The sequence below is a fragment of the Companilactobacillus nantensis DSM 16982 genome (genome assembly GCF_001435815.1).
In the GTDB taxonomy this organism is placed as follows: Bacteria; Bacillota; Bacilli; order Lactobacillales; family Lactobacillaceae; genus Companilactobacillus; species Companilactobacillus nantensis.
This window is the reverse complement of the sequence record NZ_AZFV01000014.1, coordinates 25,393-50,590: the sequence shown is the minus strand read 5'-3', so window position 1 is coordinate 50,590 and position 25,198 is coordinate 25,393. Positions and strand designations below refer to the sequence as shown.

Annotated in this window: 21 protein-coding genes; 13 read left to right on the top strand and 8 right to left on the bottom strand. The window is 37.0% G+C overall.

Annotated features, from left to right (window positions below; all coding sequences use genetic code 11):
• Positions 1-148 precede the first annotated feature (148 nt).
• Together dnaN and dnaA are read right to left on the bottom strand one after the other, a co-directional pair.
• Positions 149-1,285: a DNA polymerase III subunit beta gene (dnaN, locus tag FD31_RS07425; RefSeq protein ID WP_057892137.1), complete on the bottom strand. Its 1,137-nt coding sequence runs from the start codon at positions 1,283-1,285 to the stop codon at positions 149-151.
• 158 nt (positions 1,286-1,443) lie between these two features.
• Complete coding sequence (gene dnaA, locus FD31_RS07420; protein ID WP_083483617.1) at positions 1,444-2,820, bottom strand: chromosomal replication initiator protein DnaA; 1,377 nt, start codon at positions 2,818-2,820, stop codon at positions 1,444-1,446.
• A gap of 502 nt (positions 2,821-3,322) precedes the next feature.
• Here dnaA and rpmH point away from each other — a divergent pair.
• The 9 genes from rpmH (at position 3,323) to FD31_RS07375 (ending at position 13,878) form a co-directional block, all read left to right on the top strand.
• Positions 3,323-3,463, top strand: coding sequence for a 50S ribosomal protein L34 (gene rpmH, locus FD31_RS07415; protein WP_025085419.1), 141 nt, complete (start codon positions 3,323-3,325; stop codon positions 3,461-3,463).
• Between the two features lie 67 nt (positions 3,464-3,530).
• Positions 3,531-3,872: a ribonuclease P protein component gene (gene rnpA / locus FD31_RS07410; RefSeq protein ID WP_057892136.1), complete on the top strand. Its 342-nt coding sequence runs from the start codon at positions 3,531-3,533 to the stop codon at positions 3,870-3,872.
• Between the two features lie 33 nt (positions 3,873-3,905).
• Positions 3,906-4,748 (top strand): membrane protein insertase YidC, encoded by an 843-nt coding sequence (gene yidC, locus FD31_RS07405; protein ID WP_057892135.1) that lies wholly within the window; start codon positions 3,906-3,908, stop codon positions 4,746-4,748.
• A 146-nt stretch (positions 4,749-4,894) separates the two neighbouring features.
• On the top strand, positions 4,895-6,286 hold the full coding sequence (gene mnmE / locus FD31_RS07400; RefSeq protein ID WP_057892134.1) for a tRNA uridine-5-carboxymethylaminomethyl(34) synthesis GTPase MnmE: 1,392 nt from the start codon (positions 4,895-4,897) through the stop codon (positions 6,284-6,286).
• A 349-nt stretch (positions 6,287-6,635) separates the two neighbouring features.
• Entirely contained in the window at positions 6,636-8,531 is a 1,896-nt protein-coding gene (mnmG, locus tag FD31_RS07395) for a tRNA uridine-5-carboxymethylaminomethyl(34) synthesis enzyme MnmG (RefSeq protein WP_057892133.1), read from the top strand.
• A gap of 377 nt (positions 8,532-8,908) precedes the next feature.
• Positions 8,909-11,443 carry an excinuclease ABC subunit UvrA gene (locus tag FD31_RS07390; RefSeq protein ID WP_057892132.1) on the top strand — a complete coding sequence of 845 codons (2,535 nt, stop codon included), beginning with the start codon at positions 8,909-8,911 and terminating at the stop codon, positions 11,441-11,443.
• A 14-nt stretch (positions 11,444-11,457) separates the two neighbouring features.
• Positions 11,458-12,366 (top strand): Gfo/Idh/MocA family protein, encoded by a 909-nt coding sequence (locus FD31_RS07385; protein WP_057892131.1) that lies wholly within the window; start codon positions 11,458-11,460, stop codon positions 12,364-12,366.
• Between the two features lie 389 nt (positions 12,367-12,755).
• Positions 12,756-13,046, top strand: coding sequence for a hypothetical protein (locus FD31_RS07380; protein WP_057892130.1), 291 nt, complete (start codon positions 12,756-12,758; stop codon positions 13,044-13,046).
• On the top strand, positions 13,018-13,878 hold the full coding sequence (locus FD31_RS07375; RefSeq protein ID WP_057892129.1) for a chloride channel protein: 861 nt from the start codon (positions 13,018-13,020) through the stop codon (positions 13,876-13,878). The genes FD31_RS07380 and FD31_RS07375 overlap by 29 nt, the downstream gene beginning before the upstream one ends.
• A gap of 23 nt (positions 13,879-13,901) precedes the next feature.
• On the opposite strand, the gene FD31_RS07370 is transcribed toward FD31_RS07375, so the two are convergent.
• Together FD31_RS07370 and FD31_RS07365 are read right to left on the bottom strand one after the other, a co-directional pair.
• Positions 13,902-14,720, bottom strand: coding sequence for a hypothetical protein (locus FD31_RS07370; protein ID WP_057892128.1), 819 nt, complete (start codon positions 14,718-14,720; stop codon positions 13,902-13,904).
• A 215-nt stretch (positions 14,721-14,935) separates the two neighbouring features.
• Positions 14,936-15,769, bottom strand: a complete 834-nt coding sequence (locus FD31_RS07365; RefSeq protein WP_057892127.1) for a hypothetical protein — start codon at positions 15,767-15,769, stop codon at positions 14,936-14,938.
• Positions 15,770-15,938: 169 nt separating this feature from the next.
• On the opposite strand from FD31_RS07365, the gene FD31_RS07360 reads away from it, so the two are divergent.
• Entirely contained in the window at positions 15,939-17,285 is a 1,347-nt protein-coding gene (locus tag FD31_RS07360; RefSeq protein ID WP_057892126.1) for a Na+/H+ antiporter NhaC family protein, read from the top strand.
• A 52-nt stretch (positions 17,286-17,337) separates the two neighbouring features.
• On the opposite strand, the gene FD31_RS07355 is transcribed toward FD31_RS07360, so the two are convergent.
• Positions 17,338-18,042, bottom strand: a complete 705-nt coding sequence (locus tag FD31_RS07355; RefSeq protein WP_057892125.1) for a glucosamine-6-phosphate deaminase — start codon at positions 18,040-18,042, stop codon at positions 17,338-17,340.
• Between the two features lie 178 nt (positions 18,043-18,220).
• On the opposite strand from FD31_RS07355, the gene FD31_RS07350 reads away from it, so the two are divergent.
• Together FD31_RS07350 and FD31_RS07345 are read left to right on the top strand one after the other, a co-directional pair.
• On the top strand, positions 18,221-19,075 hold the full coding sequence (locus tag FD31_RS07350) for an alpha/beta fold hydrolase (RefSeq protein ID WP_057892124.1): 855 nt from the start codon (positions 18,221-18,223) through the stop codon (positions 19,073-19,075).
• Between the two features lie 67 nt (positions 19,076-19,142).
• On the top strand, positions 19,143-19,460 hold the full coding sequence (locus tag FD31_RS07345; RefSeq protein WP_057892123.1) for a MazG nucleotide pyrophosphohydrolase domain-containing protein: 318 nt from the start codon (positions 19,143-19,145) through the stop codon (positions 19,458-19,460).
• Between the two features lie 9 nt (positions 19,461-19,469).
• Here FD31_RS07345 and FD31_RS07340 read toward each other — a convergent pair whose 3' ends face one another.
• A complete protein-coding gene (locus tag FD31_RS07340; protein ID WP_057892122.1) occupies positions 19,470-20,012 on the bottom strand; it encodes a hypothetical protein in 543 nt (180 codons plus the stop codon).
• 210 nt (positions 20,013-20,222) lie between these two features.
• Here FD31_RS07340 and FD31_RS07335 point away from each other — a divergent pair, with 210 nt between their 5' ends.
• A complete protein-coding gene (locus tag FD31_RS07335) occupies positions 20,223-20,780 on the top strand; it encodes a cysteine hydrolase family protein (protein ID WP_057892121.1) in 558 nt (185 codons plus the stop codon).
• A gap of 33 nt (positions 20,781-20,813) precedes the next feature.
• Here FD31_RS07335 and FD31_RS07330 read toward each other — a convergent pair whose 3' ends face one another.
• Entirely contained in the window at positions 20,814-22,880 is a 2,067-nt protein-coding gene (locus tag FD31_RS07330) for a HelD family protein (RefSeq protein ID WP_057892120.1), read from the bottom strand.
• A gap of 148 nt (positions 22,881-23,028) precedes the next feature.
• Positions 23,029-25,059, bottom strand: coding sequence for a KUP/HAK/KT family potassium transporter (locus FD31_RS07325; RefSeq protein WP_057892119.1), 2,031 nt, complete (start codon positions 25,057-25,059; stop codon positions 23,029-23,031).
• Between the last annotated feature and the right edge of the window lie 139 nt (positions 25,060-25,198).

The following is a 25,198-nucleotide window of genomic DNA, read 5'->3' as shown; positions in this document are numbered from 1 at the left end:
AGGCGATTTAAGCAATTTTTTAAATAATAAGTATCCACCCACTAAAATCATCTCAAAAAAGTTTCTACGCTAAATTACGGCGTTTTGGCTGATATAGCAAAAAAAAATAGACTGAACCGAAAGTTCAGTCTATTTTTGCGATTTCACATTAAAATGTTCGTACTGGCGTGATAAGTTGAACAAAATTATCGCGATCTTCTACTGGTCTTAAAGTAAATGGATGTAATGGTGAAGTGAAACTCATTTCGATTGTCGTGTTACTTCCGAACGATCTCAAAGCATCTTTTAGATAATCAGGGTTAAACGAAATTTCCAAATCGTCACCTTCAAGATTTTCACAATCAAGAACTTCTTCAACAGTTCCGACTTCAGGTGAATTTCCATAAAGTGTCGCTTTTTTATCCACAGCTTTGATTTCAAGCTTGATAACATTGTTGCGACTTTCATGAGAAAGAAGTGAGGCACGTTCAACTGAAGCTAATAAATTGGATGAATCGAATGTCAAACGAGTATTTGATTCATCGGGGATCAATCGATCAGTTTCAGGATAACGACCGTCAAGCAATCTTGAATAGAACATGATGTTGTCAAAACTGAAGAGAACTTGGTTTTCAGAAATTGACATGGAAATTTCTTTAACAGTGTCGCTGATAGTTCTAACTAATTCAGTCAAACTCTTACCAGGAATGATCAAATTGTAATCTTCATCACTTGTAATATTGATTCTACGTTGTGAAAGACGGTGACTATCAGTGGCAACAGCTGTTAAGCCTTCGCTTGTGATTAAGAAGTTAACACCAGTTAGAACTGGGCGACTTTCTTGAGTTGAAACAGCAATAACAGTTTGGTTAACAACTTCTTTGAAGACATCAGTTGGTAAAACTAATTGGTTATCAGTTTCAACATCTGGAAGGTGTGGATAATTAACAGCATCCAAACCATTGATAGTAAATTCTGAAACACCAGATTTAATTAATGTTTGATTGTTGCTTAAAACTTCAAGTTCAAAATTGTCGCCAGGAAGTTTCTTAATAATTTCGTTAAAGAATCGAGCAGGTAAAACAATTGAACCAGTACTTTCGATTTTCAAATCATTATCAGCATCGTCTTTCGAAATAAATGATGTGATTGAAATATCGGAGTTGCTTCCGGTAATTGTTAAGCCTGATTCTGAAAGATCTAATTTCATTCCTGTCAAAATAGGAATAGTTGTCTTTGTCGAAATAGCTCGTTGAACGTTACTTGTTTGATTAATGAATTTTGATCGATCAATAGAAAATTTCATAGGTAACTCCCTTTTTTAATTAATTAATATAAAGATAGAAGTAGTAGTAGGGACTGTTAAAACTGTGGAAAACTATTAAAACGTTAGACAGCAGTTGAATTTTTTATGTTATTAACAGCTGTGGATAACTGTGGGAAAAATTAAAAGTTATAAACATGTTAATTTCTTAAGTCATCTTTTAGTTCATTGACAGACCGCTTCAAATCGTCATCTTTAATTAGCAATTCGGATATTTTATCACACGAATGCATGACTGTCGTATGATCTTTACCGCCAAATTCCATTCCAATTTGTGGAAGTGATCTGTCGGTTAGTTCACGGGACAAGTACATCGCGATTTGCCGAGGGACAACGATTGATTTAACACGTTTCTTCCCTTTTAAGTCCTGGATCGTGACACGGTAGTACTTAGCGACTTTATTTTGAATTTTCGCAATCGAAATTCCATTTTTGTCGTTAGATAATTTGTAGATCTTCAACGCATCCGCCGCGACTGATTTAGTAATATCAGTATTTTTGGTCGTCGAATAAGCTTGAACACGAATCAAAGCGCCCTCAAGTTCACGAACATTGGTATCAATTTGAGCAGCAATATAAGAAAGCGTGTCATCAGGAATTTCGAGGTGTTCTGCTTTAGCTTTATTGCGCAAGATAGCAATTCTAGTTTCAAGATCAGGTGCAGTGATATCAGCTGATAATCCTTGAGTAAATCTGGAAACTAATCGTTGTTGTAATTTAGGGATTTCGTTAGGTAAACGATCAGATGTCATTACGATCTGCTTACCATTTTCATAGAGCTCATTAAAGGTATGGAAGAATTCTTCTTGGGTACCCTCTTTTTCAGCAAAGAATTGAATGTCATCTATTAATAGTAGATCAACGTTGCGATATTCTTGTCTGAAATCGTCTTGAGTCCGCATCTGGATTGAGTTGATGAAGTCGTTAGCGAAGGTTTCACTCGTAACATATTTAACTTTAGCAAGTGGATCGAGTTTGATCATTTGATGTCCAATAGCTTGCATCAAGTGAGTCTTTCCCAAACCAACGCCACCATAAATAAAGAGTGGATTGTAGACCCCGCCGGGATCTTCAGCTGCAGCGAGTGCTGCGGCATGTGCCATCTGATTTCCGCTACCGACAATAAATGAAGAAAAAGTGTATTTCGGATTCAAATGTGAATTATGAAAGACATGTTTTGGTTGAGCTGACTCGTTCGTAGGTTCAACTTGAGGAGCAATTGTTTGCTCCTCTTTTTTTGCGCTCTCTTCATCATTTTCGATAATCGGATTTAGTTCAGTTCCATTTAATTCATATGAATAGATAGCAATTTTTTCAGTATAATTTCGTTCCCAATAATCTTTGTGTAGTTTTGTTGGAACCGAAATATAAATATTATTGCCATCAATATATAAAGGATTAGCACTTTCAACCCAAGTTGAGTAACTGACGGAAGTTAATTGAGATCTCAGTTTATTTGTAAAATAATCCCAAAATTCGGTTAGCTTTGGATCAATTGAATTATTTATATTTTGCAATTATTTCCCCCCAATCTGTGGTTGTGGATAATTTTTTCCCTAAAATGACAGAGTATAGTTTATCATTCTATTAAATAGTTTTCCACAGAACACATGTTTAAATTTAGGATAAATAACAGCGGGTATTTTCTAAATACACAGGTTTGTGGAAAAAGGCTGTTGATAAAAACTGTCCACATAGTTATCCACAACTAACAACCGAAATAAAGCCTATAAATAGGCTGTTACATACAAAAAACAAGAAATCAACAACACCTGTGGAAAACCTAAACACAGTAAAAAGTTACGTTGGAAAAGTTTGTTTATAGTCCTGTGGAAAAAATATGTTGTCAAATGACTCCACAAATTATCCACAATGGAAATTGCGAAAAACTTTCTAGAAAAAACTTGCTTTTATAGGAAATTAGTTATTTAAAAAGTTGGCATAACATGATATTATAGTTAAGCAATTGTCTGAAGAAGTGAATATTTTAAATATAATTAAGAGTCAGGAGGTTTATTGATGACTACAAAGAGAACATATCAACCAAAGAAGCGTCACCGTGAACGCGTCCATGGTTTCATGAAGAGAATGAGTACAAGTAATGGTCGCAAAGTTTTAGCAAGACGCCGTAAAAAGGGTCGTAAAGTATTATCAGCTTAGTTTTGAAGGATCACTAAACAATTTGGTGGTCTTTTTTTATTACAAAACGAGAGTAGTCTGGTGACATATGAGAAAAAGTTATCGAATAAAAAAAGAAAATGAGTTTCAATATGTCTATTCCAATGGGAAATCCGTTGCAAATCGCAATTTTGTTTTGTACACGATGCCTAAAGAGGGGCAAAAGCATTTCCGTGTCGGCATTTCCGTTGGGAAGAAAGTTTCACATACTGCAGTAGGACGTAATCGTATTAAAAGATACATCCGCCAATCTCTTTTGGAATTGAAACCTGATATTCCAGCAGAATTGGATTTCTTGATTATTGCGAGAAAACCGGCGGTAGATTTAGATATGTTTGAATCCAAGAAAAATATTGTACATTTACTGAAATTAGGTAAAGTATTAAGTTAGGGTACAAAATATTAATTAACTATAGGTGCAAACGTGAATAAGAAAAGCTTAAAGAAATACATAGGTATCGCACTGTTACTTAGTGTTGTCTTGGTTTTAGCTGGATGTTCAAACCTAAACGAGCCAATCACAAGTCACAGTAGTGGATTCTGGGATCACTATATTCTGTATAGTTTCTCTCAATTTATCCTTTGGTTAGCTTCACTAGTTGGCAATAGTTATGGTTGGGCAATCATTATCTTCACACTTATCATTAGAGTAATTTTGTTGCCACTTAACTGGTTCCAAATCAGAAGTATGAATAAACAAATGAAGATTCAGCCACAAATGCAGGCTCTTCAAAAGAAATATTCTGCTAAAGATACGGATACACAACAAAAATTACGTGAAGAGACACAAAAACTATATAGTGAAGCCGGAGTAAACCCGGTTGCTGGATGTTTACCATTGGTCGTTCAGTTGCCAGTTATGTTTGCTTTGTATCAAGCCATTTATAAGACCACCCAATTACGTGATGGTACATTCTTATGGATGCAACTTGGTAAGGCCGATCCATATTACATCATGGCCATTTTAGCTGCTGTATTTACTTTCTTAAGTACATACATTTCCAGCTACTCACAACCAACACAAAATGCGACGACAAAGATCATGACTTGGGTCATGCCAATCTTTATCTTCGTACCAGCATTGACATTCCCATCAGCTATTACAATTTACTGGGTTATCACTAATGCGTTCCAAGTACTTCAGACATTGGCTTTCCAAAACCCATTCAAGTATCGTCGTGAACAACGCGAAGCTGAAGAGGCTGAGAGAGAAAAACAACGTCGTCTTAGAAAAGCTAAGAAACGTGTTTATAAGAATCGTAAATAATTGACAATCGCAAAAAATGTCGTTAAGATGTTTTAGAAATTGTTCATAGATTATATATATAGAAAAGTAGTCAAGGTGCTTTTCCGTCAAACATTGGCGGATTATGCACTTTTTTTATGCTCAAAAATAGAGAAAGGGAGCTTATTATGCCTAGTTCAGTAACTGAATATGACACTATTGCAGCCATTTCAACTCCTCCTGGGGAAGGTGCTATCTCCATCGTACGTTTGTCCGGAGACCAAGCCGTTGAAGTTGCTATGAAGATTTTTAAAGGACGTGACTTAGAAAAAGTTGCCAGTCATACGATTAATTATGGACACATTATTGATCCAGCCAACGGTTCGTTAGTTGACGAAGTTATGGTCTCTGTAATGCGTGCCCCAAAGACATTTACCCGTGAAGATGTCGTTGAAATAAATACCCACGGGGGTATAGTTGCGACGAATAAAGTTCTGCAATTATTGTTGGGATACGGCGCTCGAATGGCCGAACCTGGTGAATTTACGAAACGTGCCTTTTTAAATGGTCGAATTGACTTGACCCAAGCTGAATCTGTTATGGATTTGATCCGTGCCAAAACTGATAAAGCCATGCAAGTCGCTGTTAACCAATTAGATGGTAATCTCCATCATTTGATTGGTAATTTGCGTCAAGAAATCTTGGATTCATTGGCTCAAGTTGAGGTTAATATTGATTATCCAGAATACGATACTGACCAAATGACAACCCAATTGTTGTTAGAAAAGGCCAATACAGTTAGTTCAAGCATTGACAGTCTCTTGAAGACAGCTGAAAGTGGCGAGATTTTACAACATGGTCTAGCAACAGCAATCGTTGGGAAGCCTAACGTTGGTAAATCAAGTCTTTTGAACCGCTTATTGGATGAAGACAAAGCAATCGTAACTGATGTTGCCGGAACAACTCGCGATGTCGTTGAGCAATACGTCAATATTGATGGTGTGCCATTGAAATTGATTGATACGGCCGGAATTCGTGATACTGACGATAAAGTTGAAAAAATTGGTGTTGAACGTTCGAAGAAGGCCTTAGCAGGTGCCGATTTAGTTATTCTTGTTTTGGATTCAAGTCGTCAACTTGAAGAAGACGATATTGAGTTATTGAACGCAACAGCAGATAAGCGCCGTATCGTTATTTTTAACAAGATGGATTTGATGCCAATCATTACGCCAAGTTCAGTCGTACAACTAAAGCCAGACGATATTATCTTGCAAACATCTGCCATTAAAAATGATGGTATTGAAACAATTAAACAAACAATTAGTAAGATATTTAACGCCGGAATTGAAGATAACAACAGTAGCAACGTCATTATTACAAGTGCTCGTCAAGCTGGCTTGCTCCGTAAGGCTAAAAATAGCCTCAATGACGTTATTTCAGGAATTGAAGCAGGAATGCCTATCGACCTTGTACAAATCGATATGACGGCTTGCTGGGACACTCTCGGGGAAATTACTGGCGAGAGTTATCCAGATGAATTGATTACACAATTGTTCTCACAATTCTGTTTAGGAAAATAGTAGTTTTTATGCTGTCTCCAGAACCGAGAAAACTTAACTGGCTGTGCGGACCGGTTCGAGCCAAAATGCGGTCTCGAACCTCGGTTTGAAGCCTTGCAAGCAAGTCTCCAAACATGCCCGGTGGCGTAAGCGCTAAAGCTCTAACGCCACTTTCACTGCCAGTTAAGTTTCTCGGTTCTTCCGACTAGTGGATTCGATTTTTTGAATAGTGCTAAAAGGTACTAAAAAACGGCGAATTTACTTTAATAATGCAAATTGATACTAAAAATCGGCTAGCGCCGTGCATATGTAATTGAAAATAATAATTAATTAGTACCACACGTAAAACTAGGTAAAGGTGAAGTAAGAAATGGAAATTAAGGAATTTGATTCAGAAACTTATGACGTTATCGTTGTAGGTGCTGGCCATGCTGGTTCTGAAGCAGCTTTGGCTGCTGCCCGTATGGGTGAAAAGACATTGCTCGTAACGATCAACTTGGATATGGTGGCTTTCATGCCATGTAATCCTTCAGTTGGTGGTCCTGCTAAAGGTATCGTTGTCCGTGAAATTGATGCTTTAGGTGGCGAAATGGGTCGCAATATTGATAAGACATACATTCAAATGCGTATGCTTAATACTGGTAAAGGCCCAGCAGTTCGTGCTTTACGTGCCCAAGCTGATAAAAACATGTATCACCGTATGATGAAGGATGTTTTGGAAAATGAACCTAATTTAACACTTCGTCAAGGGATGGCTGAAAAGCTTATCGTTGAAGATGGCGTCTGCAAAGGTATCGTTACAGCAACTGGTGCTAGATACCACGCCAAATCAGTTGTTTTGACAGCTGGTACTTCATCACGAGGTAAGATCATTATCGGTGAATTGATGTATTCATCAGGCCCTAACAACAGTATTCCTTCAATCAAGCTTTCAGAAGATCTTGAAAAGCATGGTTTCAAGCTAACTCGTTTCAAGACTGGTACACCTCCACGTGTTAACAAAAATACGATCAAGTTTGATGAAACTATCGAACAACCTGGTGATAAAGAACCAAACCATTTCTCATTTGAGACACCAGATTCAAGTTATCTTCAACATCAGATTTCTTGTTGGATGACTTACACTAACGCTGAAACACACAAGATTATTCGTGAAAACCTTGACCGTGCACCAATGTTCTCTGGTGTTATCAAGGGTGTTGGCCCAAGATATTGTCCTTCAATTGAAGATAAAATTGTTCGTTTCGCTGACAAGCCTCGTCACCAAATCTTCCTTGAACCAGAAGGCAGAGATACACAAGAGTATTACGTTGGTGATTTCTCAACTTCAATGCCGGAAGAAATCCAATTGAAGATGCTTCACTCCGTTGCTGGTTTGGAAAACGCTAAGTTGATGCGTCCTGGTTACGCCATTGAATATGATGTTATTGAACCATGGCAATTGAAGCTTAATTTGGAAACTAAGGTTGTTAAGAATCTCTTTACAGCTGGTCAAATGAACGGAACTTCTGGCTACGAAGAAGCTGCTGGTCAAGGACTTATGGCTGGTATCAACGCTGCTTTACGTGCCGAAGGTAAGGATCCATTTATTCTCCGTCGTGACGAGGCTTATATCGGCGTTTTGATCGATGACCTAGTTACTAAGGGAACAAACGAACCATACCGTCTTTTGACAAGTCGTGCCGAATATCGTTTGATTTTACGTCACGATAATGCTGATCTTCGTTTGACAGACTATGGTTATAACCTTGGTTTGATTAGTGATAAGCGTTATAACGGCTTTAAAGAAAAGCGTGCTACCATTGAAATGGAACTAGAACGCTTATCACACAAGATGATTACACCAAAACAAGCACTACCATTCTTAAAGGCTCATGATTTGAAGCCATTAAAAGATGGTGTTTTGGCAGATCACTTCTTGAGAAGACCAGAAGTACATTACACTGACATTATTGATATGGTCGGAGCAGCTGATTTTCCAGTTGATAACCGAGTTGCAGAACAAGTAGAAATTGCAACAAAGTACGCCGGTTATATCAAGAAGGAAGAAATGCGCATCGAACGTTTGAAGAAGATGGAATCAAAGAAGATTCCTGACCGCATTGATTATACAAAGGTCGACAGTCTAGCTACAGAAGCTGTTCAAAAACTAAGTAAGATCAATCCACAAACAATAGCTCAAGCAAGCCGAATTAGTGGAGTTAATCCAGCTGATATTGGAATTTTGAGCGTTTATATTGAACAGGGAAAGATTGCAAAAAAGTAGAGAGCGGAGACAGGGCGCCCAGCTCCCGAGCATTTTCGTAACTTGATGAATTGCACGCCGATTTTGCGGGCGATTTATCAAGTTATGAAAAGCGGAAGGAGTTGCCCTGTCGTAGCTCGTTTCAGACCCACTGCATGCCCAGCCGATTTAAAACTAACTAAATAAAACCAAAAGCACCCCAATGCCACGACAAGAAAGGTATTGGAGTGCTTTTTTGATATCTTAATTATCAAGTGATAAATAAAGTGAACGATAGAAAATATGCGTTATAACGATTAAACACTATTACCTATAACGCCGTTATTTCATCAAAACCTTAACCAATTAAAAATAAACCCACCAATGTTATAATCGATTCATTGAGTGAGGGGGAAATTATGACTATAAGACATAAGAATTACATTCCGGATAACATTGAAGTTACTGGTGCTAATGCTAATAACCTCAAAAATATTGATGTCGATATACCGTTGAATTCATTTGTAGCAATCACCGGTGTTTCGGGGTCAGGAAAGTCTTCTTTGGCAATGGATACGATTTATGCTGAAGGGGCTAGAAAGTATCTCAATGCACTGTCGACCTACACGCGTAGAAGAATTACGCAAGTTGGCCGTTCCGATGTTAAAGATATCAAAAATTTACCTTCAACGATTGCTTTACGTCAACGTCCCGTAGTTCCTAGCGTGCGTTCAACTGTCGGTACGATGACGGAAAGTTTAAATATTTTAAGATTAATGTTTTCACGGTTAGCTTCAGTTGTCTGTCCCAACGGACACCGTTTAGATCCTACCTTGAAAATTTCTGAAGCAATGGATTTGCCAACTTCAGATGAGAACATGGGCATGCTAACGTGTCCTGTCTGTGGTGTTAAGTTTATGAACTTTGGAGCGGAGGATTTCGCCTTTAATTCAGATGGTGCTTGTCCAACTTGTCAGGGAACTGGTTTTCTCAAGGAAATTGAACTTGATAAAATAATCCCTGACGATTCCTTATCGATCGATGAGGGTGCGATTAGATCATGGAATTTACCTGGTCGAACACTACAAAAGGATATTATCAAGGAGCTCGGTGTTAGAACCAATGTGCCATTTAAAGATTTAACAGATAAAGAAAAAGATATTGTCATTAACGGACCAGAACAAAAGAAAGAAATCTTAGTACCAACGAAAACAGGACGTTCATTTAGATTGAATGCTTTATATGAGAACGCCGTTACAGCTGTGAAAAATAGTTTGAAGAGTACTAAAAATGAAAATACTTTGACACGATTGGAACGCTTTTATTCTGAAAAAGTTTGTCCCGCTTGTCACGGCAGTCGTTTTAATCCCAAATTATTTAGTAATCAATTAGTTGGTAAAGATATTGCGGAAGTTTCTAACTTTACCATTTCAGAATTACAAGCATTTTGCCAAGATATCATGAATTGGTTGCCAGAGGATATGCAAGCTTTGGGGAAAAACTTAACTAATGAATTGCTAGATTTATTGTCACCAATCGTTGATTTAGGATTGAATTATTTATCAATTTCTCGGGCTGGTAATACGTTGTCGACCGGTGAATTACAACGGATTCAATTAGCACGAACGATTCGAAACCAAATGACCGGTGTGTTGTATGTCTTAGATGAACCAAGCGTTGGTTTGCATGCAGCTAATGTGGCCGGATTAATTAAAATTTTACGTGAATTGGTTCGCTTAGGTAACTCGCTGGTCGTCGTTGATCACGATACAAGTATTATTGCAGCTGCCGATTATGTCATTGAAATTGGCCCCGATTCGGGTAATGATGGTGGCCGAATTATTAGCCAAGGTACAGTTGAACAAATCAAAGCAGATCATGAGTCCGTGATTCAGCCATATTTGACCGGTGAAGCTGATATTATCAAACATAAAGCCGTCACACCATTCCAAAAGGGAACAATTAGTGTTGAAATTGGTGACCGTTATAACATTCATGATTTAACAGCTAAATTTAGCAAAGAGTCACTTAATATTGTTTCAGGGATGTCGGGTTCAGGAAAAACGACTCTGATTTTTGACAGTTTATTACCAGCGATGACCGATAAAATTGAGGGTGAAAAATTACCTAAATTTGTGAAGTCAGTCGAAACAGCCGATATTAAAAATATTGTCAAAGTCGATTCAGTGCCAATCGGTAAAAATGTTCGTTCAACTGTTGGAACGTACACTAAGATTTTGGATCACTTGCGCAAACTCTTTGCGGAAACTCCAGCAGCCAAAGCTAAGAAATTTACGCCAACTTATTTCTCATATAATAATAAACAAGGTGCCTGTCCTAATTGTGGCGGAACGGGAGTTATTACGTTAGATATTCAATATCTACCTGATATGGTTCAAACATGTCCTGTCTGCCACGGAAATCGTTATAAGAAAGAGATTTTAGATATTACTTGGCAAGGTAAAAACATCGCTGAAATCCTCGATATGTCCGTTAAAGAGGCAGCTAGCTTTTTCAAAGATGTTCCAAATATCAAAAATACACTCGATGTATTGATCAGTATTGGATTGAGTTATCTGAAATTGGGTGAAAGTACGCCAACTTTGTCTGGTGGGGAAGCTCAAAGAATGAAACTGGTAACTTATATGAAACGTAGTCAAAAGAATCAGTTATTTATCTTTGATGAACCAAGTGTTGGTTTGCATCCAAAAGACGTTGGCGTGTTGTTAGATGTTTTCAATAAATTGTTGAAAAAGCATGCGACAATTATCGTAATTGAACATGATTTGGATATTATTTCCAATGCTGACTATATCAATGATTTAGGTCCCGAAGGTGGCGTTAATGGTGGTAAAATTATTGCAACGGGTACTCCGAAAACGGTTGCAGATAATCCTGCCAGCTTAACCGGTCAGTATCTTAAAGAACATTTGCAATTGTTCAACGAATATTAACTTGAGGTGAGATTATGGAAAAAATTGGTGTGATTGGATTAGGAAATATTGCTCAGAAGGCTTATTTACCGGTGATGGCGACGTTACAGGATAAGTTTGAATGGCATTTAACAACGAGAAATACGGCTAAAGGTGAGATGTTGGAAAAGAAGTATGGCTTTAAACATTTTCATCAAACACTGGACGAGTTAATAGCCGAAAAACCACTGGCAGTTTTCGTACATACACCAACGCAAACGCATTTTGAAATAATCAAACAATTATTAACTGCTGGAATCAATGTTTATGTCGATAAACCTGTTTCAGAAGATTTATCAGAAGTTGAGGCACTGTATAAATTAGCCTCAGACAAACAACTTTTGTTAACATGTGGTTTTAATCGTCGGTTTGCTCCATTCAATCAAGAATTAAAACAAATTGCTGATAAACGGACAATCGTCTCAGAAAAAATTCGCGAGGAAGCTATTCAACCAGCTGCCTTTGCCATTTTTGATTTGATGATTCACTCGGTTGATACAGCTGTTTATTTAATGGATGAAAAAGTTAAGACCGTTAATAATTTTCTAGTTACTAAAGATGGCAATTTAGAACAAGGCTATATCACTTTGAACGGAGCTAAGAGTCAGGCTCAAATCGTTACCAATATGATTGGTGGCAGTAACTTGGAACTATCAACCGTTCAAGGTAGTAAAACTCGTCAAGTCGTGACTAATTTAAACTTATTAGAAACTTACCAAACAGGGGCCGTTACACAATCGTCACGGCCTGATTGGGAAAATACTCTAGTTACACGTGGTTTTGATCCAATTATCAGAGCCTTTCTGAACGCCGTTTCAGAAGGTAAGGATAATCCAGTCAGTCCAGAATCAGCTATTTTGAGTCATAAGTTATGTTATAACCTTGTAAAGTCTTTACAAAAATAGTTAATTGGAACGTACCACTATATATAGTGACGAACGTGTGTTTTTGATACAATATGTTCCATGTGAAACAATTTAAAGAAAAAGGCCGTAGCCTCAAGGGTTACAGCCTTTTTCTCTTTGAAAACGGATACGATTTTTTTTGAAAAGTAATTAAAAGATTGACTTATGGATAGTATCCGTGCAATACTACATAACGGTGCCAAACCGAGGTAAGGGTAGAAGGTTGGCGCGAAAGCGTTTGGAAAATCGTCGCACCTTACCACATGGAGAAATTTGCAGATGTGCAAATTTCTCCTCTTTTTTTGTCTAAAAAAATATATCAACATAATAAATAACGCTTTAAAACTGTAAACTTTGCTATGTTATAATGCTTGCGATTGTAAGAAAGGGTGATTGGAATCAAACGTTTTGTTTTAGTAGTTTATGGATTTATCTTAAGTGCCATCATTGGCATAATTGCGGCGATATTTTTAGTACTCGAAGGATTTACTTCTGAATTAGTATGGTCGAATCATAATCAAATTCTAGAAATTGGACTGATATTTTTAGGTAGTTTATTGCTGTATTATTTGTTAAAACGTTGGCCTGATTTGCCGAAAACGTCGCAGGATTCAATGCATGAATTAAAGCTTAATCAAACGATTGATTATCATGATGTCTTTTTCAATTTGGCAAGCTGATAAATTACTTTATTTATATTTCCAATATGAAGAATTGAAAAAACTACCGTTAATGGAAACAATCAAGCGCCTTTCAAATCCATTCAAATTTCGGCAAAAATACGTCGGCGCTAGCGCGCCGAAAATACCATCAATCATCAAACAAAAACGAATCCTCTATCCAGTGTTTATTATTAACGGGATTCTCGCGTTTGCTTTATTAATTCGCCAAACAGATCAACCATCGTTCATTATTAAATTAGGAACATCACATTGGCAGCTTGTGGATATCTGGCTACTGCCACTTTTGATGATTGGCGGAATTATTTTTGGGGAAATCTGTAAATACTTTTACAAAGTTTTCCACATGTGGATAAATAAAATAAATTTAACTCTATCTTTCAAAGTTGGTCTAGGTGCAATTGGTATTAGCCTGATAGCAATTTTCGCACCGGATTTATTATTCTCAGGTCAGCACAGTTTGGATTTATTAATTGGCAATTGGGCTAATAAATCTCCGTTCTTTCTAATCGGAATGGGACTTTTAAAATTATTTTTCTTAGCATGGTGTCTTAACTTTAACTGGCGTGGGGGACATATTTTTCCGATAACCTTTGCGGCCATGATTGAAGGATTCGCAGTGGCACAATTATTGCCAGGTTATGATCGGTTGTTTATCGTTGCCATTGTAGCAACAACTATTATGAGTGAATTAATTTCACCAGTTGTCGCAGGAATTTTCATTATGCTATTTTTCCCTTTGAAACTAACACCAATAATTATTCTAGTAGCCATATTAATGTATTTGAAAACCAAAATTAGGTTCAAAAAAACTGCTAAAATCGTAAATTGATTTAGCAGTTTTTTTTATGGATATTATTCAGTGTCATCAGAATAGGAATCATCTGTATCCGTATCTGGGTATTCTTTCATGTAATGGTTCAGAGCATAGTTACCAGGATAAAGAACATAACCATTGTCATAAACAACTTGACCACCATCGAAATACCAACCATCGTCACGTCGTTCCGCAGTGGATTTTGAAGTATCACCATATCCAGAATCAGCAAAAAATTGACGTGCCTGTGCTTCTGTTAGTTTTGTTTGGGCTGGAGGATTAGTGGGTGATGTAGCTTGATTCTCAACTGGAATTTGAGAATCTGACTTTGGATTTTGATCCTCATTATTATTGGATTCATCGTTTGAACTTGTCGATTGTTCTGAAGTATTTAAAGTCTCAGCTGGGAGCATTGAACGAGTGGCTGATAATTTAATATCGTGCGCATAAGTGATGAAAGTATCAGTTTGACCTAATTCATTAACAGTCAATTTTTGGAAAAGATTTTGGATTGTCTTAGTTTGTTTTGGTTTTATGACCAATATGCCGCTTTGTTTAGTTGATATTTCATTATCAGGTAGCTGTAAATCAAATTTGGCCTGATTAATTTTGATTGAATGCTTGGTGTTATTAGTGATTTTTGTCATGATGGTATAGCCAGAATTCTTCAATGTGGCTGTAAAGTGGAAGTTAACTTTTCGGCGGTTTTCATTACTTAAATACTGATAATTTTTAACTACGACTTCCTTTTGTGTTGATTGAATGTGTGTTGAATTAGTTGTTTTAGCCGGTTTAGAACAACCTGTTAATTCTAGTAGGAGGAACATCCCCATTAACATAAAAAGTGTTTTTTTCATAAATAATTTTCCCCTGTAATTTAATTATAAAAATGATTGTATCAATATGATGTGTCACATTATGTCGTCTTGCGGTATTAGCAAAATCATTATTTTAAATCAGAATTACCTTGTCAAAAAGGTTTTCGTGTTTTATTGGAAAAATATTTCAGTGTAACAAAAATCTCTTGGTTGGATTTATCCAATACAAGAGGTTTAATACATGAGCTTATATATTATTCAACGTCATCAGAGTCAGAATCATCAGTATCAGCATCGGAATTTTCATCAGGGTGATCCTTTAGATATTGGTTAAGAGCACGATCACCGGGATAAGAAACATCGCCATTATCATAAACAGTCCAAGTACCGCGAGCATTATATAGGTTCCAACAGCCATCACCTCGTTCAGCTTTCCAATCTGAAGTATCACCGTAACCAGCTAGTTTTTGACGAGCTTGCGCCTCAGTTAATTCAGTAGTATTGGTTGAACTATTGTCAGAAGATGTAGTTTGCGAATCACTCTTATTATCAGATTCATTTTGTTGCTCAGTATTATTAGATTGGTCCGAAGTAGTGTTAAATGTTTGGTTTAGAACATTTAAGTCCTCGGTTGAAAACATTGAACGTGTAGATGCTAATTTAATTTTGTGAGAATAGGTTATGAAATTATTAGATTGAATTAGTTCTTTAACACTTTGTTTTTGAAATAGGCCGGACAGTTTTTTAGTTTGGTTAGGTTTTAAAGTAAATACACCAGTTAAACTAGCTGGAACATCTTTATCAGCTAGCTTCAAAGCAAATTTAGAACGGTCAAATTTGATAGTTTTGTTAGTCTTATTAGTTACCTTAGCCGAAATAAAATAACCATAATCATTTTGGTCGGCGATGAAATTAAAGTTAACATTTTTTTGATCAGCTTTCGTTAGTTCTTGATAATATGGTGTTTTTGACTGTTTGTGTTCTATTTTTATATGCGATTTTGGTGTTGATTGGGTAGTGGTATTACTACAACCAGCCACTCCTAATAAAACAAAAATCCCCATGAACATTAAAAATGTTTTCTTCATAAATAATTCCCCTCCGTAACTTAATTACAAAAATAATTGTAACAATACGACGTGTCACATTATGTCGTTGCGGGTTACCTTGAGGAATAACTTGTCTAATTAATCGAGGTGGCTTAATATTTTAAGGTATGTTTGCCAAAAATTATTTTGAAATAAATGGAGTTTCATAATGAAAGAAACAAAAAAGGGCAGTATTAAAGGGTTACTGCCGCTGATCGTATTTTTGATTTTATATGCATTAACCGGAATCGTCTCCGGAAAATTTGATAGTATGCCACTGCTAGTGGGGATGATTTTAGCTTCAATGGTAGCATTCGGAATTGCACCACCACAGGGTACCAAAAAAATGTCATTTTCAGAAAAAGTTATGGCCTTTTGCAAAGGTGGTGGCGAGCCTACATTGATTATGATGGTCGTTATTTTTATCCTAGCGGGAGCGTTTCAAGGGGTAGCTTCCAAGATGCATGCTGTCTCGTCGGTGACTAATTTGGGCTTGAGTATTTTGCCAGCCAACATGATTTTACCGGGAATTTTTGTTATCGGTTGTATCTTGAGTTTTGCGATGGGTACTTCGATGGGGACTATTACTGCTTTAATGCCCGTTGCGGTTGATGTTGCTGTCAAAACTGGAGTTAATCCTGCACTTATGGCAGGAATCGTTGTTGGTGGCGCAATGTTTGGTGATAATTTGTCATTTATTTCCGCCACTGCAATTGCCTCAGTTCAGACGCAAGGTGTCGAGCAACGAGAAAAATTTAAATTAAATATTATTACTTATTTACCTGCAATCATTATCAATATTATTTTATTAGCGATTTATCCGATTAAAACGGTGGTTTTAACTGGTTCGTATAGTTGGAATTTGGTCGATTTGATTCCTTATATTTTAGTCATTGTTTTGTCATTAGTGGGCTTGAACGTTATGCCAGTTATGATTATCGGAGTAGCCTCAGGAATTGTGATTGGTGTGATCCATGGCGACTTCAGTTTGATTGGATCCATGCAATATGTTCAATCAGGGATGGCCAGTATGGAAGACATTGCCATTATTTCGATTATCGTTGGTGGTTTGGTCGAATTGATGAAATATCTTGGCGGAATTCAATGGTTAATGGACACGTTGGGTAAGCAAACTAAGTCAAAACATGGTGCTGAATTTTCTATCGGTGCCTTAGTGACATTATTATGTGTTGCAACAACGAATAACACGATTGCCATTATCACAGTTGGACCATTAGCAACTGAAATTGGCCGAAAATTTAAATTATCTCGTGCTCGTGTCTCAACCTTGTTGTCGATGTTTGCGACGCACGTTCAAGGTTTGATTCCGTATGCGGGACAATTATTAGTTGCCGGAGGAATGGCAAAAATTTCACCGATTGCGATTGTGCCATGGGTTTGGTACTGCTATTTAACGCTTATTATGAGTTTATTGTTTGTCTTCTTAGATTTCCCTAAGGTAAAAGTCACACCGGAAAACGGGTATGATCATTTTGAAGAAGATTTAGTAAATTAAGCACAAAAAAGCCGATAATCAAAATTGATTACCGGTTTTATTAATTTTTAAATTATTTTAACTTTGATGCAGCAGCGTCATCAATGATAAGTGTTACATCAGGGTGGTTTTGCAATGCACTGGCTGGGCAGTCTTCTGTAACAGGGCCGTCAACAGTAGCAGCAATAGCATCAGCTTTGTTTTCACCGTAAGCTAGAAGAACAATCTTCTTAGCTTTCATGATTGAGCCGATACCCATTGAGTAAGCAAAACGTGGGACATCTTTTTCATCATCGAAGAAACGTGTGTTAGCTTCGATTGTTGATTCTGTCAAACCAACTTTTCTAGTCTTGCCATCTAATGGTGAACCTGGTTCGTTAAAACCAATGTGACCATTTCTACCAATACCAAGGATTTGAAGGTCGATAGGATTTTCTTCAATGATCTTATCGTAAGCTGAAGTAGCAGCATCAGCATCAGGATTTGAACCATCGGGAACATATGAATTCTTGAAAGGTTTCTTGCTGAATAGGTGTTCTTTCATGAAGTAGTGGTAACTTTGGTCGTTGTCAGCCTTTAGACCAACGTACTCGTCCAAGTTAACTGAAGTCATGTTTGAGAAATCAAGGTCGCTACTTGTCATTTCGTTGTAAAGTGTGATTGGGCTACTACCAGTAGCTAAACCAAGTACTTTAGCACCGTTTTCGATGTCAGCTTTAACAAGTTTAAAGGCTTCCTTACCACCCATTTGTGTATCTTTAACTTTAATTATCTTCATTATATTATTCTCCCATCTCTACCTTTCTGGTCTAGTCCAATCTAATTCATTTTCGTAAAATTGTCAATCAAATTAGGCTATTAAATAAAAATATTTTAAAAAACGTTAGAAACCATGCAAAATCTTCATAAGTTAGGTATATTTTTAGTATGAGTAAAAACTAAAGAGGCAGAATAATTTGGAAAAAATATTATCTACATCTGAGGGTAGTGTAAATACAAATCTAATCGGTCCCGTCGACAGTGACAGCATCATCGTCCTGGTACCCGGAATTAATGGTTCAATTGAGTATTTCAATGAAATGATTCCCTATTTAAAGAGTAAATATCAAACAATTGTTGCACTTGATCTGTTAGGTCAGGGCAAATCTTCCAATTCGAAGAACGATCACTACACAATCGATTCTGAAGCTTGGAATTTATTAGAAGCAATGGCGCGTTTAAAGATAACTCGTAAGTTAGTTATTTTTGGATACGGTGTTGGTGGTTTGGTTGCCGTAAACATGGCAGAAATGCGTGGCTTTACGATTAATAAACTAATCCTACTAAATACACCCGCTACTGATAAATACGCTGATATGGACGCTCATTCGGCTGTCGCAAGTATTCCATTATTAGGCAAATTGGCAAAATCGCCAGTTAAAGCTGGGATGTACTTCGACAAGAACTTTGATCGTAGTAGTTTGAAGAACCCTAAGGTAGTTGATGAAGCTGCTAATAAGGTCGATCGTAAGATTGCTAAGAAATTACAAAAGATGTCAATGGACTATTTGACAGAGAAGGCTTTGAATAAGCGTTTGCGGTCATTCAAGATTCCAACTTTGGCATTGTTCAGTGATGGAGATCAAGTTTTAACTGAAAAGGGAGTTAAGGATGCTAAGGCCACTATTGGTCGTGTCCCTGATTTACAAATTGAAGATATCAAAGGTGTCGGTCATTTAGCTATGATGGAAAAACCGGAAGAGATTGCCCAAAAGATTATCAAGTTTGATGAAACAACAGTTAAAGAAGAAGAATCAGTCGATAATAATTAAACCTCGGAGAAAATCTGAGGTTTTTTTATATAAAAAATTAATAGTAATCAGTTAAAGGAGCAATATTTTGAATTTAAAAGAACATCAAGCATGGCTAACTGAATTTTACAAAGCACGTGGCTGGTATCAATACCCAACTTTCGTTCATTTGAATTTTATGACTGAAGAAGTTGGCGAATTATCACGAGCTGTTCGAGCTATTGAAATTGGTCGTGATCATCCTGGTGAATCGAAAAAGACGCCGGCTGAATTGGAAGATAATCTTGAAGAAGAGCTGGCCGATGTCTTGGACCAAGTTTTGATGATGAGCAGTAAATATGAGATTGATCCAGAAACGTTGTTACAACGAAGTGAAGATAAACTGACTAAGCGATTTAAAAAGTAAAAAAGCAGCCTATGCGGCTGCTTTTTGTTTAGGCTGAGTTATTTTAACTGGTTGAATCAAGAATTTATTCTTTTGTGAACTAGCAACAGGGATATTTTTCTTGCCATCTTTATAGACGAATTGAATAACGTCGTCATTGTTATGGAGTTTCTTAGCTTCATCAGAAACAATTTTTTGAATGGAATAGATGTATTGTTTTTGATCATCAGTAGCTTGATTATTTTGAACGGCTTCGTAGGTTGTCTTGAGATATTTCTGTGTTTGACTGTCGATCAATTTGATGATGATGACGGTGTGGGGATGTTTGCTGGTGCTGTCGTTGATATTGTGTTCTTCTTTAATAGCCACAATCCGTCCGTTTTGATTGAACTGTTTGTCTAAACTCTTTTTAATAGTTTTATATTCAGTTTGAGGTTGGCCGGTTGTTTTTTTCTGATTGGTTTTAGTATCTTTCAATGTTAATAAAGATAGGGCAACTGCAAAAATAACGACACCAATAATGGCAAAAATGAAATATTTTTTATTGAATGATTCCCGTTGTTTTTTATGCATAATTACAAGCCCCTAACTGGTCAATTATTAGGGAGATTATAACATAAATCATAATTTCTACCTGTCTAAAGAAGGTGATTTTTCAGTTGCCGATATGTATAAAATAATAAATTCTAACGAAACATTTGTATGCAGATAAATTGACCCCAAGTAGCTATATTTTAGATAATTTGAACATAACCGAATAACTAGAAGAAAGTAGGAATTACTATGTCTTCACATCAAGCGTTATTAATTATCGACTATACCAATGATTTTGTGGCTGATGATGGTGCCCTGACTTGTGGTAAACCGGGGCAGGATCTTGAACAATCCATTGTTAATTTGGCGACGGAAATGTCTCAAAACGGAGATTGGGTTTGGCTACCAACGGATGTCCATAAGAAAAATGACCCATATCATCCTGAAACAAAGCTTTTCCCAACCCATAATGTGCGAGGAACTTGGGGTCGGGAACTGTATGGTGGTTTGAATGATTGGTTCAACGACCATAATGATAGTGAAAAGGTGAAATTATTCGACAAAACACGTTATAGCGCCTTTGCAGGGACCGATTTGAACCTACGTTTGCGAGAAAGAAAAGTTGATACTTTACACTTAGTTGGTGTTTGTACCGATATTTGTGTATTGCATACGGCAATTGATGCATACAATTTAAATTATCAAATTGTTATCCATGAAAATGGAGTAGCTTCATTTAATCAGGCGGGACATGATTGGGCTTTGAGCCATTTCAAAAATAGCTTAGGAGCAACGATTGTCGACTAAATTTTTCAAAATAAAAAACGGCCTCACGGCCGTTTAGTTTAAAACCTGATTGATAATGAGTTGTTTGGAAGCTCTAGAAAACGCAGTATAAATTCGATTCTCACCAAATTGGGAATCTTGGTAATATTCTGTATTCAGATTGGCAATGATAACATTATCAAATTCAAGACCTTTAGCAAGTGTTAGAGGTAAAGCAACAACTCCATTAGCAGGCAGCTTTTCGGCATTCGAGCCCAAAACTACCTGTTTTATTTTGTCTTTAATTAAGCTTGCTAAAGCAGAATCATCGGTGATAATAGCTGACAATTCATCAGTATTAAATTCTTCGATTTGTTTTCTCAAGTTGTCGATTAGTGCATCGGTATTATGACTTTCAATCCATTGCGGAAGCACGCCACCAGTTTGAACAGTTGTGATTTTTTCAATTAAACCTGGAGCACCATGACTGATAAAAGCTTTAGTAATAGCACCGCTGGAACGATAGCTGGTGTATAAATTCCGCTGAGTCACTTTAATCTTATGCTGTTCAAAAATATCTTTTAAATTATCAAAAGTCAGCGGATTTTCAGTTGCCAAAATTGATTGGAATTGGTCGCCAACTAATGTCCAGTTGGCTTTAGGGAAAGCTGTAATCAAGAAAATAATTTGGTCTAGCGAGTAATCTTGAATTTCATCAACCATTGCAAATCGAAGCTTCTTTTGTGCTAAATTCAACAGTTTCAGACGTGTGTAACTGTAATCTAGTTGATTGATAGTTTCGACATGCAAAGTATTTTTGACGATATGACTCAAATTCAACCAATTTTTCTGTGCGATTTGCTTTAATAAATTTCGATAGCGCCACTGCAACATTTTTTTAGTAGCGCTATGAACGGCAATATCGGAGCTCGGCGTGATTAAGCGGCCAAAGATTTTTTCTTGTTGAGAGTCAGTTAAATCGGATAACTCGGACTGAATTTTGCCATCATTTGATTCGGTCGCTATTTTTTGTTCAATCTGACTTGTCATAACTGTTGTGAGGGCTGTGATTCGTCGGTCCAACGATAATGTTGCAGATGTTTGGTCGAATAAATCTTTGATGTCGTTTTGTGTGAAAATGGCATCGTCATTTAACCTGATATTACTGAAATCATCCTTTGTTAATGTTAAATTATCCAGCCTTTGGGCTAGTATTTGAACGTGACTAGTCTGAGCGGTAAATTTACTGGAGTTGAATGTTCCTAGTAATTGATCGAAGGTCATTTGTAACGGCGATTCCTCACCTAGACTGGGTAATACTTGTTGGATATAGTTAGTGAAAAGGGTATTCGGAGTTAGTAGTAGCATGTCTTTGGCAACTAAATTTTCACGATAATGATAGAGTAAATAAGCAATTCGTTGTAAGACGACTGATGTTTTACCACTGCCGGCGATACCATTGACGAGAAGGGCTCGGCTAGTAGTATCACGAATAATAACGTTTTGTTCCTTTTGAATTGTAGCGGTAATTGAGGTCATTTGACTATCTTTATTGGCTTGTAAAGTTTTAACTAGGAGTGGATCTTGAATTGCTACATCAGTATCAAAGATATCTTCTAGTACATCGTCGTGCAATAAAAATTGACGACGGGTATCGACTGTAACGCCGATTTGCCTATCATTAGCAATGTAGCTAGTAGCACCAATTTGATTGTTGTAATATAAATCGGCAATTGGTGAGCGCCAATCAATTATCATTGGTTCTTCTGGCGTAGGCGAGAAACCAGCCGCTCCAATATAAAAAGGAATCTTTTCTGATTCATCAGGATATTGCAAGTCGATCCGAGCAAAATAAGGTGCTGGCAATAACCGTAAAACACGAGCTTTCATACTTTGAAGTTGTGTTTGTTTATTGTTGAAGGCATCGATTTGCTTATTCATTGTTTCGATAGTGGCGAAGGTATCTAAATTATCAGCATAACTGTCGAAGTTCAAAGCTGTCTCTTTACCGGCAGTTCGTTTGAAATTTTTAGCTTGATCGGCATTAGCTGACAGTAAGGGTTCAATTTCATCTAGCGTATTTTGAAGCGTTTCGTGGACCATTTTTAAATGCGCTTGTTCTAATTTAAAAGAATTATCCATAATAGCTACCTCCTGATATTAGGTATCTAATAGTAATACGATAACTCCCTAAATAACAGTCTTGTATTACAGTCAAAAAGCAGTCATAATATATATGAGGAAACGAATAGACATAAATAAAAGAGACGACCAGCCGGTCGTCTCTTTTTTACTTGAGTGGATGTTTAACAGCATGTTTGATTTCTTTTTCAGTTAAATATTGATCATAGTGACTGCCAAGGAAGAGTGGAACTTTTTCTTCAACAACATCACTAAATTCCAAACCATACCAGAGTGTTGGTGGAATCGTAATATTTTGAAGTAATAGACGCCCACCAATCAATAGTCGGTCCCAACCGCGCATGTATTCTTGAGCCCCAAGGTCTTGAAATTGTTGATTTTGAATAACGAATTTGAATGAACCAACGCGCCGTTCTGGCATCATGGAATAGGTTGGCTTTTGGTCATCAATAATATGCTGATCTAGCAGGCTATTGATGATTTCACGAATGTAAATATTGACGTGTTGCGATTTTTTGAATCCCAGGTTTAGTGTGACACTAACGACGTTTCTTGTATTTAACATGTCGATTGAATAGTTGCATTCATAAGGAGCACTAGTTTGATTGACCGTCACGAACCAATAGACTTTGGCACGTTTAGGATCTTGGTCCAAAATCGAGTAGATGATGGAACGTTTAATGGAATAATTAGGCCCCATTTTAAGCATATAAACAAGGTTCGTTGCATACGTTGGAATGCCTTCATCTTTGCTTAGTTTTTCCAATTGCGGAATGAAATCAAGCAATGATACATTCTCACTCTCGGACATGTATGCGTCACGGCGTTTGTTACCGAAGTACCAGACAATCATGATAAAGAGGATGGCCATCGTTATAATGACCGTTACATAGCCACCGTGAATAAATTTAATCAAGCTGGACAGTAGGAATAGACTTTCTAGCGCAAAGAAGGCGACCAGAAATACATTGGCCCAAATATGGTGATTTTTCATGATTAAGAACTGGTGTAGCAGGATTGTAGTCATTAACATGGTTAGCGTTATAGCGAGTCCATAAGCGGCTTCCATGTGATCTGAGGAACCAAAACCCCAGACGATACTGACAGTTATGGCACAAAGAATCCAGTTGACTGTTCCAATATAAAGTTGGCTTTGAACTTGACCAGGAAATTTAACTTTTAGCCGTGGCAAGATTTTTAAACCAATTGCTTCTTGGACAAGGGTAAATGAACCAGTTATCAAGGCTTGTGAGGCAATAATAGCAGCTAATGTGGCGATGACGATAGCAAAAATTTTAAACTCGTCAGGTAACATTTGGTAAAACGGATTGAGTCCAGCAATTTGGTTATATTTGCCATTTTGATAGTTGTTAATGACCCAAGCAGCTTGACCGAAATAGTTCAGCATCAACATTAAATAAACAAATGGCCAGGTTGCGTAAATATTGTGTTTGCCAACTTGACCCATATCGGCGTATAACGCTTCAGCACCAGTTGTGGCTAGGAAGACACTGCCCAAAATAAAGATGCCGGCCTTATTAACCGGACTAAATAAAACTTTAATGGCATAAATTGGTGATAATGCTTTTAGGACACTTAAATCACTCGTTAAGTTGAGCAATCCGGCGAGTCCAATAAAACTAAACCAAATGAGCATGATTGGACCAAATGATTTACCGATTCGATCAGTCCCAAATTTTTGAATGATAAAAATCGTTAATAAAATGGCCGTTACGATAATCAGGACAACTGTTTGACTATTGGAAAAGACAATATTCCCAAATTTCTGTCCCTTAATCCCTTCAATGGCAGATGTAACGGTAACAGCTGGGGTTAAAGTTCCGTCGGCTAAAAGAGCGGAACCACCAATCAAAGCTGGTATTATCAGCCATTTACCTTTGGATCGAACGAGAGCATAGAGGGCGAAAATTCCACCTTCCTTGTTATTATCAGCTTTCATAGCAATCAAGACATACTTGATGGTTGTGATGAGCATTAATGTCCAAAAGATTAGTGAAACACTGCCGATAATGTATTCGGGTTTCGCATCGGCCATTGTGCCTGCACTATTGATAATCGAATTCATAACGTACAAAGGCGAAGTCCCGATATCGCCATAGACGATGCCGAGGGTGATCAACATACCCAAGGTAGATAATGATGAATTTCTCTTTTTCATTGTTATCTCCTTTTTAGAAATAGAGACTGTTTATACAAACCCCATTATAAGTTTTTTGGTGAAATTTAAAAATAATTATGATTATCAAAAAATCAAATTGGTATACATGAAATGAAAAAAGTAATACAATACCGAAATT

Bases quoted from the DNA above. Each gene is read 5' to 3' on its own strand.
- mnmE (WP_057892134.1), top strand. From the start codon at position 4,895: ATGCCTAGTTCAGTAACTGAATATGACACTATTGCAGCCATTTCAACT.
- FD31_RS07360 (WP_057892126.1), top strand. From the start codon at position 15,939: ATGAAAGAAACAAAAAAGGGCAGTATTAAAGGGTTACTGCCGCTGATC.
- FD31_RS07385 (WP_057892131.1), top strand. From the start codon at position 11,458: ATGGAAAAAATTGGTGTGATTGGATTAGGAAATATTGCTCAGAAGGCT.
- FD31_RS07330 (WP_057892120.1), bottom strand. From the start codon at position 22,880: ATGGATAATTCTTTTAAATTAGAACAAGCGCATTTAAAAATGGTCCAC.
- rnpA (WP_057892136.1), top strand. From the start codon at position 3,531: ATGAGAAAAAGTTATCGAATAAAAAAAGAAAATGAGTTTCAATATGTC.
- FD31_RS07340 (WP_057892122.1), bottom strand. From the start codon at position 20,012: ATGCATAAAAAACAACGGGAATCATTCAATAAAAAATATTTCATTTTT.
- FD31_RS07365 (WP_057892127.1), bottom strand. From the start codon at position 15,769: ATGAAGAAAACATTTTTAATGTTCATGGGGATTTTTGTTTTATTAGGA.
- FD31_RS07390 (WP_057892132.1), top strand. From the start codon at position 8,909: ATGACTATAAGACATAAGAATTACATTCCGGATAACATTGAAGTTACT.
- FD31_RS07355 (WP_057892125.1), bottom strand. From the start codon at position 18,042: ATGAAGATAATTAAAGTTAAAGATACACAAATGGGTGGTAAGGAAGCC.
- FD31_RS07370 (WP_057892128.1), bottom strand. From the start codon at position 14,720: ATGAAAAAAACACTTTTTATGTTAATGGGGATGTTCCTCCTACTAGAA.
- FD31_RS07335 (WP_057892121.1), top strand. From the start codon at position 20,223: ATGTCTTCACATCAAGCGTTATTAATTATCGACTATACCAATGATTTT.
- FD31_RS07325 (WP_057892119.1), bottom strand. From the start codon at position 25,059: ATGAAAAAGAGAAATTCATCATTATCTACCTTGGGTATGTTGATCACC.
- mnmG (WP_057892133.1), top strand. From the start codon at position 6,636: ATGGAAATTAAGGAATTTGATTCAGAAACTTATGACGTTATCGTTGTA.
- dnaN (WP_057892137.1), bottom strand. From the start codon at position 1,285: ATGAAATTTTCTATTGATCGATCAAAATTCATTAATCAAACAAGTAAC.
- FD31_RS07375 (WP_057892129.1), top strand. From the start codon at position 13,018: ATGATGTCTTTTTCAATTTGGCAAGCTGATAAATTACTTTATTTATAT.
- rpmH (WP_025085419.1), top strand. From the start codon at position 3,323: ATGACTACAAAGAGAACATATCAACCAAAGAAGCGTCACCGTGAACGC.